The 15,054-nt window shown below is 37.4% G+C and carries 11 protein-coding genes; 8 read left to right on the top strand and 3 right to left on the bottom strand.

The genetic code is table 11. From position 1 onward, the window contains the following. Positions 1 to 40: 40 nt before the first annotated feature. Entirely contained in the window at positions 41 to 1,807 is a 1,767-nt protein-coding gene (locus OQZ33_RS21820) for a RagB/SusD family nutrient uptake outer membrane protein (protein ID WP_265801597.1), read from the bottom strand. A 13-nt stretch (positions 1,808 to 1,820) separates the two neighbouring features. Continuing rightward, positions 1,821 to 5,201 (bottom strand): SusC/RagA family TonB-linked outer membrane protein, encoded by a 3,381-nt coding sequence (locus OQZ33_RS21815; protein ID WP_265801596.1) that lies wholly within the window; start codon positions 5,199 to 5,201, stop codon positions 1,821 to 1,823. 254 nt (positions 5,202 to 5,455) lie between these two features. Between OQZ33_RS21815 and OQZ33_RS21810 the strand changes: the two genes are divergently transcribed. The 8 genes from OQZ33_RS21810 (at position 5,456) to OQZ33_RS21775 (ending at position 13,990) form a co-directional block, all read left to right on the top strand. Continuing rightward, positions 5,456 to 5,806, top strand: a complete 351-nt coding sequence (locus tag OQZ33_RS21810) for a hypothetical protein (RefSeq protein ID WP_265801594.1) — start codon at positions 5,456 to 5,458, stop codon at positions 5,804 to 5,806. A 65-nt stretch (positions 5,807 to 5,871) separates the two neighbouring features. Continuing rightward, positions 5,872 to 6,744, top strand: coding sequence for a hypothetical protein (locus OQZ33_RS21805; RefSeq protein WP_265801592.1), 873 nt, complete (start codon positions 5,872 to 5,874; stop codon positions 6,742 to 6,744). Between the two features lie 352 nt (positions 6,745 to 7,096). Beyond that, positions 7,097 to 7,780 carry an HAD hydrolase-like protein gene (locus OQZ33_RS21800; RefSeq protein WP_265801591.1) on the top strand — a complete coding sequence of 228 codons (684 nt, stop codon included), beginning with the start codon at positions 7,097 to 7,099 and terminating at the stop codon, positions 7,778 to 7,780. A gap of 10 nt (positions 7,781 to 7,790) precedes the next feature. Then, positions 7,791 to 8,873, top strand: coding sequence for an alcohol dehydrogenase catalytic domain-containing protein (locus tag OQZ33_RS21795; RefSeq protein ID WP_265801590.1), 1,083 nt, complete (start codon positions 7,791 to 7,793; stop codon positions 8,871 to 8,873). Next, a complete protein-coding gene (locus tag OQZ33_RS21790) occupies positions 8,863 to 10,107 on the top strand; it encodes an MFS transporter (protein WP_265801588.1) in 1,245 nt (414 codons plus the stop codon). Before OQZ33_RS21795 ends, OQZ33_RS21790 begins: the two co-directional genes overlap by 11 nt. A gap of 311 nt (positions 10,108 to 10,418) precedes the next feature. After that, positions 10,419 to 11,315, top strand: coding sequence for an alkaline phosphatase family protein (locus OQZ33_RS21785; protein ID WP_265801587.1), 897 nt, complete (start codon positions 10,419 to 10,421; stop codon positions 11,313 to 11,315). Between the two features lie 180 nt (positions 11,316 to 11,495). Next, positions 11,496 to 12,836: a DUF5690 family protein gene (locus OQZ33_RS21780; protein ID WP_265801586.1), complete on the top strand. Its 1,341-nt coding sequence runs from the start codon at positions 11,496 to 11,498 to the stop codon at positions 12,834 to 12,836. Further along, positions 12,833 to 13,990 carry a TIGR03364 family FAD-dependent oxidoreductase gene (locus OQZ33_RS21775; RefSeq protein ID WP_265801585.1) on the top strand — a complete coding sequence of 386 codons (1,158 nt, stop codon included), beginning with the start codon at positions 12,833 to 12,835 and terminating at the stop codon, positions 13,988 to 13,990. Before OQZ33_RS21780 ends, OQZ33_RS21775 begins: the two co-directional genes overlap by 4 nt. Positions 13,991 to 14,060: 70 nt before the next feature. On the opposite strand, the gene OQZ33_RS21770 is transcribed toward OQZ33_RS21775, so the two are convergent. Continuing rightward, positions 14,061 to 14,639 (bottom strand): helix-turn-helix domain-containing protein, encoded by a 579-nt coding sequence (locus tag OQZ33_RS21770; protein ID WP_265801583.1) that lies wholly within the window; start codon positions 14,637 to 14,639, stop codon positions 14,061 to 14,063. Positions 14,640 to 15,054 lie beyond the last annotated feature (415 nt).

The following is a 15,054-nucleotide window of genomic DNA, read 5'->3' as shown; positions in this document are numbered from 1 at the left end:
CGATAAATAAATGGTTGCGATGTACATTTGGTTTAAATAGTTATTGTAGTGTAGGGTCAAATGAGCCACCCCAATCTTTATTTTGTTGAAGTTTGCTTGCATTGGCACTTATGCTTTGCTGGATGGGAGCGAAGTAGTATTTCTCTGGCAGGATATTAAGTTTGTTACCAGTTTGCGGTACAGATAATGGAACATATTTGAAATTTTCTTCCAACAATTGATTAGATTGACCCAATGGTCTTGCCTTAGAGAGCGACATTTCAGTTCCGTTTGGTTCAATAGCAATCGCTTCCAAACCAGTTTTTCCTTTATTATCCAGCAAACTGAACATTCTCCACCTTCTCAAGTCATTGAATCGAAATCCCTCAAAACAAAGCTCAATATTTCGCTCATCCATAATGGCTTGGCGTATTTGAGTACGTGTGGTCGCTGTAATACCGTAATTGCCACTTGTGCCAGCTTCAATTCCAGCCCTAATTCTGATCTGTTTTAGAATATCCAAAGCTTCAGTTGGATGATTGGTTTCATTTGCTGCCTCTGCATAATTCAACATCACCTCAGCGTATCTCATCAGCACATAATCAATACCGTATTGTAAAACATTAGCCTGAGTAAGCGTTAAATCGCTATTTTTAAGAATAAAGAAACCCGTATGAACATTGTTGTTTGTAGAGCGCTCTGGTGAGTTTGGGTTAATTCCGTTGTTATCAAGTGCATTTGCAATACCTAAAGCGGTATATTGCCTGTAACCGGTAATGGTACCAGATACCGGATAAACTTTCGCATTCCATACAATTGATTTATTAAATCTTGGATCTCTATTTTTCCAGTACGATTTCAAGAAATCAGCCTCTGAAACAAAATAAGGACTAGTAGGATCACTGTACAATTTTCCATCTAACATCGGGAATGCTTTTACAAACTCCAATGTTGGTGCTGCAGCTACATTTCCTCTGGAAAATGATAATGGCCTAATGCCATTATCCCAACTAGCAGTTTTATCAGGAAATTGATTGATTACCGAAAAAACAACTTCAGTATTACGTTCCGTTAACGATGTATTCGCATAATCAGCCACCAATTGGTAGCCTTGAGCTTTTAGGTCGTCGTAAGCTTTTTTGTTTACTGTATAGGCATCTGCCCAATAAGTATTGTCCCATGGATTATTGGGGTTAAATTGTGGCGAGGCCTTGTAAAGCGACATTCTTCCCTTGAAAGCCAAGGCGAAATTACCGTCAATTTTACCCCAGCTAGATGAGGCAGGCAAATTTCTTTTAGGAAGTAAGCTAATTGCCTTATCCAAATCCTCATACATGAAATCAAAACACTCCTTTGTCGAGTTTCTGGGTACATTAAGTTCATCAGTAAATCGATCTTGAGGAATTTTAATATAAGGAACTCCTCCGTAGGTCCGAACCATTCCAAAATAAAAGTATGCCCTTAAAAAATACGCCTCTCCTAAAATTCTGTTCTTTGTAGCGTCTGGAAGAGTGCCTTTTGGGATATCTAAAAGTGCCTGATTGACCAACCTGATCGGATTATAATTCCAGTTGCCCAAACCACCATTGGTGATGGTAACGGCGTCCTGCGGGAAAGCAATTCCAGACAATTGATCGCTGTTTCGATCAGCTGATACATTGTGATTTCCAAATGCGGAAGGATAGATGTTGGTTAAATAAGCATCTGCCAAAAGTGGGTCATTCCATATTTGTTCAGGATCGTACGCCAATAGATTATCGACATCAAGTGCTTTTTTACATGCCGATAACATGGTTACGGCCATAAAGAATATAAATATTTTTTTCATCTTATTTAGGGAATTAAAATTTAACATTTAAACCAAGGGTAAATGTCTTCATGATAGGGAATGAATCGTAGTTGTTTTGCTCAGGATCTTGAAACTCTTTCATGGCAGAAAAGGTTAACAGGTTGGTGCCGTTGAAAAATAGTTGCGTACCTGACAGGCCGACTTTACTGATCCATTTTTGAGGAAGATCATAATCAATATTGATATTACGAAGGCGTAAGTATGCGCCATTAACTAACCAAAAACTAGATGTTGATGCACCAGATTCAGCCCAATTTTGCCCTACTGGTCTCGGATATTTAGCATTTGGGTTTTCCGCTGTCCAAACGTCACCAGCCCATATTGGATAGTAAGTTCTGAAATTACCGCCATGCTGACGCATACCGCCACCTTCTTGGTTACTAATCATCCGATCATAAGCGCCAACACCCTGCATCAAGGCATCAACGGTAATGCCTCTCCAGTTTACTCTGAAACCAAAACCAAAGTTGATTCGTGGTGCGCCGTTGGTACTTAATACTTGCAGGTCATTATCGTCAATTTTATTATTTGCTCCAGGCGCAAATGAATCTCCACGTATATCTTCGAAGAGAATGGCTCCCAAATATGGCTTTCTGCCGTATTGTAAAAATCCCTGAGCATTTAAAGCGTCCAATTGCTCTTGAGTTCTGATGAGGTCAATCGCCTTTAGTCCGATGATTCTATTGGAAGGCTGGCCAATTGCAGATCGCCACTCGTTAACTCCACCAGGACGATAGTCTGCGCTTTGATCCAAAATATCCCAGCGATCTTTGGCATAACCTACATTTCCAAATATTGAATAGGAAACTTCGCCAATCTTATCCTGCCATTGCAAATTAAAGTCTATACCCCTGAAACTTCTGGCTGCATAGTTTTCAGGAGCAATGCTCTGACCATAGCTAGCAGGTAAAGTAATTACACGAGTGCCCAATATGTTTTTCATATTGTTGAGGAAAAAATCAGCAGAGCCCGTTAGCTTTTGGTTTAAAAATCCAAAATCTAAACCAGCGTTATAGTTATAAATTGTTGCCCAGGTTTGGTTTGGATTAGGGATATTGCCTGGGGCAATTCCACGTAAAAGTGTGTTGCCAAAAATGTATTGGTTTCCATTACCATAGGTTTGTTCAAAACCAAACGGTGCTATCACTTCGTTCCCTGTGTTAACTAAGTTACCTGTTGTACCATAAGAAGCACGTAACTTTAAATCACTAAGCCACTTTACATTGTCGCGAACAAAGCTTTCTTGAGATATTCTCCAGCCTGCTGAAACCGAAGGGAAAAATCCCCATCTCTTATCTTCAGCAACCAATGGCGTTCCATCATAACGAAATGAAAAATCAAGCAAATATTTTTCGTCGTAGTTATATCCCGCTTTACCAATATAAGCAATGTTAGAAACCCATGAATTAAATGCATTTCCACCATTAATGCCAATGTTCTCGGTTGCATTACCAGTTCTATTTCCGGCAGAATTTGAATAGGCAAACATTTGATCAATGCTGGCAGTAGGTGCAAAACCCGTAGTGGTGATGAAAGTTGTTTTAAATTCCGACTGCTCGAATATGGCCTGTGCATTTACCTGGTGTTTTCCAAATGACCTGTTGTAGTTCAAAAAACCATTAATCTGGTATCTCCATGCATTATTCATTTGGTAACTCAGGCTCGGTTGTGTTTGTCCAAAAGTATATGTATTCGTACGTTGTGGATCGGGTGCAGCAGGGATGAAACGGTTGCCTGTGGGTTCCTTAGGGATAAAAACAAAATTCTTCTGATAGGTAATAAATGTTTTTCTCATATAATCCACGGCTTCGTAATTTCCTACAATCTTGGCAGATAATCCCTTTGTAATGGCATCCAAATTCGCATTTAAACTCAAGATTGGATTAAACTGTCTGTTTTTGGTATCAATATAACGATCACCATTAACCTGATCAATTACGCTCCAAGCCTGAAAACTTCCCAGCGGAGTTTGAACAGGGAAATTGGTTACTCCATCAGCTGGTGTACCATCTGCCTGTGTATAAAACGGGTACAATTTTGTCCAATTGAAAGTTACACGGTAAAAATCTCCCACATTGAAATCATCAGCGCCATCACCCTGCCAAAAAAACCTATTATTGTTTTGTTGTGAAGCACTTAAATTTAAGTTTAGGGAAAGGGTTTTGTTTAATTGAGCGGTAACATCAGATCGAAGGTTGAATTTACCGAAGTCGACGTTTTTATAAGTACCCTGCTCATTCGTATAACTGGCCATGGTGTAATAGGTGATTTTTTCACTGCCACCATTTACACTGAACAAGTATTTTTGAGAATTCGGGTTACGCCATACATAATCATTTACATTATAAATTTTATCATTAAAATAGCTGAATTCCCTTTCATTATTTGGTTGCACATAAGGTGTTGTTCTGGCACCTTGTTCCCATTCAAATCTGGTTACCCTGTTTTGATAGGTGAGTTCGTCCGCTGCGGTAGTAATATCTCCTAAAAGCCGCTGTGTAGATTTTGATAAAGTATTTGATACTTGAAAATTAAATTGTGGTGCCTGTACTTTTCCTGTTTTTGTGGTCACCACCACAACACCATTTCCCGCCTGTGCACCGTAAATTGATGCAGAGGCAGCATCTTTTAAAATACTCATCTGATCGATTTCATTCGGATCCAAAGCATCAAAAGAAGCTTTGTTTTTAATCACTCCATTGATGACATATAAAGGTTCTCTAAAACTACCCCTTATACGAATTGAAGATGTAGCACCTGCTAAACCTGATGTATTGGTTACTGTGATTCCCGGAGCACGCCCAGCCATCGCATTTGATAAATTGGATACAGGGATATCATTTACTTTATCCATTTTAATCGATGAAACCGAGCCCGTCAATGTAGATTTCTTCTGACTGCCATAACCTACAATAACCACTTCATCAAGATCAGATTGTGGAATCAGCTTGATCGTCATTCCGGAACTCGCTTTAACCTCTTGAGTTTTATAGCCCACATAAGAGATTACCAAAACTGCATCATCGGCAATGTCTTTTAGTTGGAACTGGCCATTTACATCTGTTTGGGTGGCTATTTTTGTTCCTTTTATAAGTATGCTGGCAGATGGAATAGGTTGCCCATTTTCATCGAGTACTTTGCCACTCACATCGATAGCACCGATATTCAATAAATGCTCAGGAAGTGTGCCATAAAAATGTTTTTTTTCTTCATTAATTTTCGAACTTGAAGGCGCTAATACTCTAGCATTGGCCTGAAATGTTGCGAATACCATTACAATTGTTAGAATCGAATCTCGGAGCTTTTTCAGGCGGCAAAGAAACCAAGAAACGCTAATGGTATTTGATAAGTGATGTGATTCAAATAAGGACATAGTTATTTTTTGTTTAGAATGGTTTTATTTTTTGGTTTAAATCTTGTATCTCTATGATTTTAAGAGCATTTTCTCATAAGAAATTGTCAAAATGTGGTTAACATTAATGTTATTTCTTTATTATGTTTGTAATCATGATTTTTTGGTTATTGTAAAACTAAGTGAAATGGAGGGCCGTCCTTAGTAAATGCCATTACAAAGTCTTTGAAATTTTCTGTCACGGTAATCGTCTGTTATTCAAATAATTATAAAGTATGCATTCAGATTTTGGAAACAAGGAAAGTCAGTTTTTTTATGAGTTATCAGAATATTGTGTTTCTGAAATCGAAAAAAAAATGGGAGGTAAGCCTGTTTCCGAATGGCGTTCAGCTGATTATAGTTCGCTTTCCAGCCGTTTGGGAAAACAAACGAAGGTATATTTAAGTGAAAACACGTTAAGAAGGATTCTAGGTAAATTACAAACCTCCAAAAACTATAATCCACAACAAGCCACCAGAGATGCATTAGCGCAATTTATTGGGCATCGTAACTGGAATGAGCTGGGCATATTTTACAAACTTTCTAAGCAGCGTACAGAAGTAATTCCATCTACCAATATAAGGTAGAGGAGCCACAAGTAAAAAATAAAACTATAAGGCGGATTTTATTAGTTTTTGCAGCAGTGTCAATATTGGCTGTAGGAAGTATAATTTGGTATGGATATCAGGAGCCGCCAGATGTGAAATTAATATGTAGCAATCCTTATGGAAACGTTCCTCACTCTGCAGTCTTTAAACTTGAACATAAAAATAATTTTGATAAGGATGAAAAATACGAGATTGATTTTCTGGAAGAAGCTACCCGATCAACCATCAGTGGCAACAGAAAAGTGGCCAAATTTTTCAAAAATCCCGGCGTTGTTTACGCTAAGTTATTTTACAATGGAAAACCTACTGATACCACCAGCGTTTTTATGCAAACCAAAGGTTGGGTGGCCAATTCTGGTAACGATACCTCTCGTTCCTTTCCAATTATTGGGCTGAAATCACTTGATCCAGAAAATATTTATGTCTCTGAACATCAGTTAGATTCTGCCGGTTTAGATACTCGAAAACCATTCCTGATTGGTTATAGTAATATTAAGCCCTCACTTATTAGTGGCGATAACTTCTCTTTTTCCTGTAGGGTATATTCAGAACGAAACCGCCCTGGTACACAATGTGTAGGAACTGCACTCATTATATTGGGAGAAAAAGACAAACATGTGATTAATTTGTTCCGTAAGGCCTGTGCGGTATTTTGCGATTATAAGTTTTCTGAGTTGCGTGTGTTGGGAACAGAAGATAATCTAAGTGCGTTAGCGTTTAATCCAATAAATGGAGGAAATGTTACCATCAAAGTGCAAAACAAAAAAGCTTCGATATTCATCAATGGAAAAAACGTACTCAATACCAGTTACAAAACTGCTATAGGAAAAGTGATGGGTATTAAAATACTCTTCAATGGCATTGGCCGGGCGGTTTCTCCGAAACTCGTAGACCTATCGACAGGCAAAATTTTCTAGTTATTATTCATGTATTGTTTAAGCTCGAATTTTTTCTCCGAAAAAGTTTAGCAAAGTCATATCTCCGCAGCTCATAACAATATATCATCAACTCCTTATTGTTTACACCCAATTATGAAAGGTATCATCATTCATTAATACTCAAAGCATAATTCGTTGTTGAACCAGGCCTTGTTGCAATAGTAAATATATATATAAAGGTCAGTCTCATAATTTCAAATTAGCAATGTTCAGATTATTAGTAACAAATTATTAATATATTATTAACACAGATCAAATGTTATTACATAAACTTTGTTTTGTTTTGCTAAACAAAAAAATTGCTTGGCCAATTTGCCCGAAGATTATAAAAATGGAATACAAAAATATAGAAATGGTCATCTTTGATATGGCTGGCACTACAATAAATGAAGATAATTTGGTGTACAAAACACTTCATAAATCTATCAACCAAGCAGGTTATAATTTTACATTAGATAATGTTTTGGAACAGGGAGCAGGAAAAGAAAAAAAACAAGCCATTAGGTCGGTTTTGAAAACTTTTGATGGCGTAGAAGATGAGAATCTGGTAAATCAGATTTATGATGACTTCATTATATCCTTAACAAATGCATACGCAGAGGCTCAGATTCTTCCACAGCCCAATGTACTTCAACTTTTTTCTCATTTGAAACAGAAAAATATTCTCACCGTTTTAAACACTGGTTATGATCGCACAACTGCAACTTCCATTGTGGAAAAACTAGGCTGGAAAATTGGTGTAGAGTTTGACGCATTGGTAACAGCTTCGGATGTGCCTAGAAATCGTCCTGAACCTGATATGATTGAGTTTGCGATGAAGCAATTTAACATTACCAATAGCAAAAATGTAGTTAAAATAGGCGATTCTACCATCGATATTATGGAAGGTAAAAATGCAGGCTGCGGCTTAAGTATTGGTATCACCACAGGTGCACATACCCTTAATCAATTGCAAACTGCAAACCCTGATTTTATTATCAATGATTTAATGGAGGTTTCTCAAATAATAAATTGAACCAACAGCGATGAACCAGGCACAAATTTCAGTATTTCACGGAGCAGGACAACCAATTGAAATGCTACAGATTGAAATTCCCGAATTAAAAAGAGATGAAATATTGGTTAGAAATCTCTATACCACCATTTGTGGTAGTGATTTACATACCTTTTGTGGCCTGAGATCGGAAAAAGTACCAACCGTGTTAGGGCATGAAATTGTTGGTGAAATTGTCGCTTTCTCCGAAACCCATGGAAAGTTTGACCACCTAGGAAATCCGCTGAAAATTGGAGATAGAGTAACTTGGAGTATTTTTGCTTCAGACGCTTCCTCACTCATGTCTATGTTTGGTATGCCGCAGAAGGCTTCAGGACTTTTTAAATATGGGCACACACAAATTACTGATGGTGATGCGCTTCATGGAGGATTAGCCACTCATTGCGTGATCAAAAATGGAACTGCAATAATTAAGTTAAGTGAAAAAATTCCATTAAAAGTAGCGGCAACGATTAATTGTTCTATAGCTACGGTTGCTGGAGCACTTAGGCTTGCAGGTAACGTCAATAATAAAAGAGTTTTCATCACCGGAAGCGGATTACTGGGAATTGTTTGTGCGGCAATGTGTCGTTCAAATGGTGCAGCATCAGTGCTGATGGGTGATATTAATCCCGAAAGGTTAAAGAAATCACTGGATTTTGGTGTGGATGCGACTTATCTTTTAACAGATCAACATGAATTACCCGCGGCTATAGATATTGCTTTTGATATGAGCGGATCTACTGATGCGATGGAACAGGGACTAGCTTCATTAGGTGTAGGTAATACTGCTGTTTGGATTGGAGCCGTATTCAAATCACGCCCGGTTCAAATTGATGCAGAGCAGATTGTTAGGAGAATTATATCAATTAAAGGCCTCCACAATTATAACTACGAGGATTTTGTTGCAGCTGTAGATTTTATAACAGCACACCACGAAACCTATCCTTTTGATAGTATCGTATCCAAAGAATTCGATTTAGAAAATTCGGAAGTAGCGATGAAATATGCTGTAGAAAAAAAACCTTTCCGTGTTGGGATCAATATGGAAAAAAACGAAAGTGATGGAAAGTAATTCGTTTAGAAAACAGCAGTGGAAAATGCTGCTGGTGACCATGCTCTGTTACCTTTTCTTTTACACCGGGCGACATAATTTTGGATGGGCTGTGACAGAAATGGCTAAAGATCTTGATATTTCTTACACAAGAATTGGTTGGATTAGCTTTTCCATGTTAATTGGTTATTCTTTTGGGCAACTCATCAATGGAAATTTAGCAGATCGTTTAAGTGCCAGGTTTATGGTGCCTACTGGTGCTTTTCTATCCATAGGAGCCAATATCGCCATCAGTTTCTCACATTCTTCAAGCATGATATTAGTGTTGTGGGCACTTAATGGTTATTTTCAATCAATGGCTTGGGCACCTGGAAGCAAGGTTATTGCCAATTGGTGGGCAAAAGAGGAGCATGGAAAAGCTTTTGGGTTTTATACCATGGCTGCAGGCTTATCATCGGTAGTTACCTATTTATTTTCAATAATATTGCTACAAATGAATCTGGATTGGCGAATGTTGTTTCGTTTACCAATTATTCCACTTGCATTTGTAGCTATTGTGTTTCTAATATTAATTCGAGATAGGCCATCAGCTAAGCAAGCCTCAAAAATAGAACCACCAGTTCAGCATTTAGAAGATAATGATAATTGGCTATCGCGATATAAAACTGTTTTATCAAACCGAAATTTTGTAATGGCTACACTATCTTTCGGTTTCGAAAGCATGGCTCGATATGGTTTAATATTTTGGGTACCTGTTCACTACCTTGGAAAAGGTTGGAAAGACAACCCACAATATTTATGGGCAACATTGCTATTACCGATTGGTATGGCTGCCGGTGCAATTTCTTTCGGTACATTATCTGATTCCATTTTTAAAGGAAACCGCATTGCATCAATTCGATTAGGAATGGCAATAAGTGCAGTTTTGGTGATGCTGGTTTATATATCACCCTCTTCAAATCTTCTATTAGGTGGGCTCTTAATGTTTTTATCAGGCTTTTTTGTGTATGGTCCACAGGCTAACTTTTGGCCATTGAGTCCACAAATGTTGCCTGCAAAAGTAACTGCAACTGGCATTGGTTGCATGAATATGATTGGCTACTTATTTGCAGCACTTGGAGAGCCCATTTTCGGCTGGGTGATCGATTTAACAAAAAATACTTCAAGTGTATTTGTACTCATTTGTATCATGTGTTTGCTGTCGGTAGTACTGATCTCAACAATTAGAAAATCATCAAAACAAAAAGCGCTATAATCCTTGTATGTATTGAATTTAGTAGTTATAAGTTAAAAATTAACTGAAGCCAGGTAAAATACGATGTTTATAAATACTAAATAATATTTAATTTTAGCTATAATTATTCTGGTGATTTATTGATTACTAATCAATTACAGCGATAAAAGTTTTCACATGTAAAATAGTATTAATTTTTTTAAAGGAAAGTGTTCTTTAATTTCTCAAAAATTGCAAGAATTAAAAAAGAGCAGTAGAAACAAAAATAAATACCAAACATACTTTACTTAAATATAAAAAGCAATTGATTAACAAATAAAAAAGAGCAGGAAATGAAAATAATTTTATCCCTTACTTTAATATTCCTTTGCACTGTCGCCCAAGCTCAGAACAAAAGCACACGTGTGCTGGTATTCGGCTTAGATGGATTTAGTGCCGAAGGTTTTAAAAAGGCTAAACATCCCAATTTGGATCGAATGATTGCTGATGGAGCTTTATCACTCACCACCAGACCAGTAATGCCATCTGTTACTTTGCCCAACTGGACCAGTCATTTTACAGGTTCTGGGCCTGAAGAACATGGAATAACCAATAATGCATGGACTTTAGCTACACATGAATTATTGAGTGTTGAAACGGATAAGGACGGTTATTACCCATCTATTTTTAAAGTTTTGAAGGAGCAAATAAAAGATGTAAAAACAGCCTACTATTATAATTGGAAAGAGTTGATATATCCCATCAATAAAAACTATTTGGATGAAATATCTTTTGGGGAAAATGATACTTACCTGGAGAATTACAATAAGGCATTCGATTTCCTTGTGAAAAACCAAAATTATCCAACACTTGCTTTTTTATATAGTGTACATACTGATCACGCCGGACACGGTTTTGGCTGGATGGGCCCAGAATATATTACTGCCATTGAGCAAGCAGATATGGCCATTGGCGAGCTGTTAGAAAAGTTGAAAAAAGCGGGTTTGTATGATTCGACCCATTTCCTATTAATTACCGATCATGGTGGGAAAAATAAGGGGCATGGAGGCGTTTCAATGGTAGAAATGGAAGTGCCTTGGGCAATCACCGGACCTAAAGTTAAGAAGATTGGATTATTTACCGAATATAATAGCAACAAGAATACATCATTAGTTATCGCTGATATTTTTGGGGCGAAAAAATTGCCGAACTCTTGGACAGGACAGCTACCTAAAGGTTTATTCAAATAAGACAGAAACGCCTCTTTTTTCTGGATTATTAGGTGTTTACCCATAAGGATAGTTAACATACTTGAATTTTTTTCAATCATTAAAAATGTCCTTAACGTGTAGATTCCTGCTCTTGTGAAATTTTGTATTTACTTTAAGATACAAACTGGAATAGCTTTCTAAAATCAAGCCGAAACGCAAATGTTTTCCAAGGAAAAATTAATTGCTAAACTTGAAGCAATGGGCATCACAGCCATCACTTTATGGGGTGCTGTAGCTGCCTTCGGTTGCTACACATCAATGTATGTTTTTCGAAAAGCGTTTGCTGCAGCTACATTTTCTGGGCATGAAGATTTACTGGGCATTGATTATAAAATCTGGTTGGTAATTGCACAGATGATCGGTTACACGGCAAGTAAATTTTACGGTATTAAATTTATTTCAGAACGCAAAGGGAGGAGTAGAGCAAAAAATATCCTTTTGCTTATTTTAATAAGCTGGGGCGCACTTTTAGGCTTAGCAATAATCCCTGCTCCGTACAATATTGTCTTTATGGTTCTCAATGGATTTCCTTTAGGCATGATATGGGGGCTGGTTTGCAGTTACCTTGAAGGACGTAAAACCACTGAATTTATGGGTGCTGTTTTGGCCACTACGCTGATATTTGCCTCAGGATTTGTTAAAACGGTAGGACGGATGCTCATGGAAATTACCGGGCTTACCGAAATATGGATGCCTTTTGCAATAGGACTTCTTTTCATACTACCTTTAATTGGTTTTGTTTTAATGCTGGAAGCCATGCCCCAGCCAACGCCCGAAGATATTCTTTTGCGAACCAAACGGGTAGCCATGAACGGTGCAGAGCGAATCGCTTTTTTGAAACGATTTTTTCCGGGCATAATCGTAACAGTAATTATTTATGTTCTTTTTACAGCATTAAGGGATATGAGGGATAATTTTGAAGTAGAAATATGGAAAGGCCTGGGCATATCAAACAATAAAATATATGCCCAAATTGATACCATTATCAGTTTGGTTATTCTGGTGCTGCTTAGCTTATTAATCATGGTTCGAAATAACTTAAGAGCTTTTATGCTTATTCATTTAATGATTATTATGGGTTGCCTCGTTATTCTTTTAGCGTCATTATTTTTTCAATGGGGTTACATAAATCCTATTGTTTGGATGACTAGTATCGGAATAGGTCTGTTTATGGCCTACCTTCCATATAATGCGGTTTTCTTCGAAAGGCTAATCGCAACTTACCATCAAAAGGGCAATATTGGCTTTCTTATTTACATAGCTGATGCTTTTGGATATCTAGCCAGTATTACAATTCTTGGCGTAAAAGAAATAGGTAATCCCCAGATAAGTTGGATCGAATTTTTTAAAGGATCGCTTTGGCTCGTATCCATCTGTGGATTGGTGTTAACCATCTTTTCCATGATTTATTTTAGTCTAAAAAAACAAAATCAACCGATTGAAACTACAACGATTGATTCAATCAACAATCAAGATAATAATCAAATACAACTCGTATGAAACAAAAATATGATCTGATCATCATTGGTGGTGGAATATTGGGCACTTTTCACGCTTACCACGCTTTAAAGGAAAACAAATCAGTGCTTCAGCTAGAAAAAGACAATTACGCTGTCGGTTCAACGGTCAGAAATTTTGGGCAGGTAGTACCATCGGGTATGGAAGATAAATGGTTTGAATATGGACGAACTGCAACAAACATCTACAAAGAGATTCAAGCTGATTTTGATATTTCAGTAAGGCAAAATGGAAGTTTATACCTTGCTAGTGATGATGATGAGGTGCAGCTTTTACATGAACTCAAAAAACATTATGATGGCTTGGATTATGACTCTTCGCTATTAACTAAAGAATCAACACTCGCAAAGCATCCTACACTAAAAGGTGAATATGTAAAGGAGGCGCTTTTCTTTCCCCAAGAGGTTAGTGTAGAGCCTGATTTGATGATTCATCGATTACAGCGTTACATGGTCGAAAAATTTCCTCAGTATAATATCATCTATAACACACTTGTTATTTCTTGCGAAAGTGTTGATGGCGAAGTACTGACTTCAACCAATAAAGGAGAAAAATTTACTTCAGATAAAGCCATTATCTGCAATGGCTACGAATTTAAGCTACTATTTCCCGATCTTTTCCTGTCAAGCGGAATCGTAATTAGCAAATTGCAAATGATGAGAACGGTATCGATGCCAGAGGTAAATTTGGAAGGAAATATTTTGACTGGGTTAACTACTCGCCGATATGAAAGCTTTGAGCATCACTGCCCTTCTTTCAAAAACATTTCGACGCCCGCGTATTATGAAGAACTAATAAAATGGGGAATACATATTTTATTTAAGAAAGCTGTTGATGGCAGCTTCATCATAGGCGATAGCCATGAATATGCAAATGTTGATCAATTTGACGATTTGGGTTTTAACCTTAAACAGTATGTAAATGAGCTCATGCTTACCGAAGCCCAAAAAATTGTAAACTTTGATGTAAGGCAAATTCAGCATTATTGGGCTGGATTTTATCCCCAGCACCCCACAAAGCACATTGTGGAATATGATATTGACAATCGTATTCACATTCGCACAGCAATAGGTGGTAAAGGGATGACTGCCAGCGCTGGTTATGCAGGTGAAAGCATCAAAGCAATATTTGGTTAACAATTTTTAACCCCCTGAATCCAAAATTTCAATTCGGATTCCAAGGGGTTAATTTTTGAATTCTGGTGGCTTAACTTTTCTCCTCAAAGAAATAGATTACCAGCATTACCGCCTTGCTTTTTCCAATATTAGTTGGTGTATGGGGAATTCTGCCATCAAAAAGAAGTGAATCTCCGGCGCTTAACTCATAGATTTTATTGTCAATATTGTAAGATACTTTTCCGCTAATAATATATTTGTATTCAAATGCCTCTGTTTCAACCATCGGACGATTTGCTTTTGGCTCCAATTCAAGTAAGATTATATCCACAGTTCCTTTGCTTACGGAAGGTGTAAATATACGCTTGTATAAAAACCCATTGGCATCTTCCTTTTCGAAGCTTTCATAATCTGCCGCTTTTTTAACAAGCACCATTTCCTGATTATCGCTGTTGGTAAAATCTCTAAAAAAAACATTTAGATCGATATTCAGCGCTTTTATAATATCGATGAGTACAATAAGAGATGGTATGGTTCGTGAATTTTCGATTTGAGAAATTAAGCCTTTGCTTACATCCGCTCTATCTGCTAATTCCTGAACAGTGATATTTTGCTCCCTTCTTTTTTCCTTAATCTTATTGCTGATCTTTAAGAGTGTATCTTCTTTCATTATTTTTAAATCGTAATGCTATATCAGATCGATAATTTTTTCTGATCTTCAAAGTTAAGTATATGTAAACATTTTTATTGATTAAAATTTAAATCTTTAAATTTTAATCACTAGTGTCCGATAAAAAAGAACGGGATAGCCAAAGCCATCCCGTTTTTCATATCGTGCGCCGGGCATGGCAATCGACTATAGGGTTCAAGTCCCGAACACGCTTAGCAGTAGGAAGTGTTAGCTAGAGACAAGGGGGTCGTGGGTGACTGCGAATCTGAAGGAAGTCCGCGGCAAATATGGGGGCTTACGAACAGAAACTGTATACGAGGCGGATTTAGTCCGGGTGATGTTGCACGACAAACAGAAGCCCGATACTGCACGGGGACTATTACGTAGATACAGAGGCCACATCCATAGGAAGTAA

This window comes from Pedobacter sp. MC2016-05 (assembly GCF_026239735.1).
Taxonomy (GTDB): Bacteria; Bacteroidota; Bacteroidia; order Sphingobacteriales; family Sphingobacteriaceae; genus Pedobacter.
The sequence above is the reverse complement of the archived record's forward strand: the minus strand, read 5'-3'. Positions and strand labels throughout refer to the sequence as shown.

Excerpts from the sequence above, each read along its gene's own strand:
- OQZ33_RS21795 (WP_265801590.1), top strand. The coding sequence starts at position 7,791 with ATGAACCAGGCACAAATTTCAGTATTTCACGGAGCAGGACAACCAATT.
- OQZ33_RS21785 (WP_265801587.1), top strand. The coding sequence starts at position 10,419 with ATGAAAATAATTTTATCCCTTACTTTAATATTCCTTTGCACTGTCGCC.
- OQZ33_RS21790 (WP_265801588.1), top strand. The coding sequence starts at position 8,863 with ATGGAAAGTAATTCGTTTAGAAAACAGCAGTGGAAAATGCTGCTGGTG.
- OQZ33_RS21820 (WP_265801597.1), bottom strand. The coding sequence starts at position 1,807 with ATGAAAAAAATATTTATATTCTTTATGGCCGTAACCATGTTATCGGCA.
- OQZ33_RS21780 (WP_265801586.1), top strand. The coding sequence starts at position 11,496 with ATGTTTTCCAAGGAAAAATTAATTGCTAAACTTGAAGCAATGGGCATC.
- OQZ33_RS21800 (WP_265801591.1), top strand. The coding sequence starts at position 7,097 with ATGGAATACAAAAATATAGAAATGGTCATCTTTGATATGGCTGGCACT.
- OQZ33_RS21775 (WP_265801585.1), top strand. The coding sequence starts at position 12,833 with ATGAAACAAAAATATGATCTGATCATCATTGGTGGTGGAATATTGGGC.
- OQZ33_RS21810 (WP_265801594.1), top strand. The coding sequence starts at position 5,456 with ATGCATTCAGATTTTGGAAACAAGGAAAGTCAGTTTTTTTATGAGTTA.
- OQZ33_RS21770 (WP_265801583.1), bottom strand. The coding sequence starts at position 14,639 with ATGAAAGAAGATACACTCTTAAAGATCAGCAATAAGATTAAGGAAAAA.
- OQZ33_RS21815 (WP_265801596.1), bottom strand. The coding sequence starts at position 5,201 with ATGTCCTTATTTGAATCACATCACTTATCAAATACCATTAGCGTTTCT.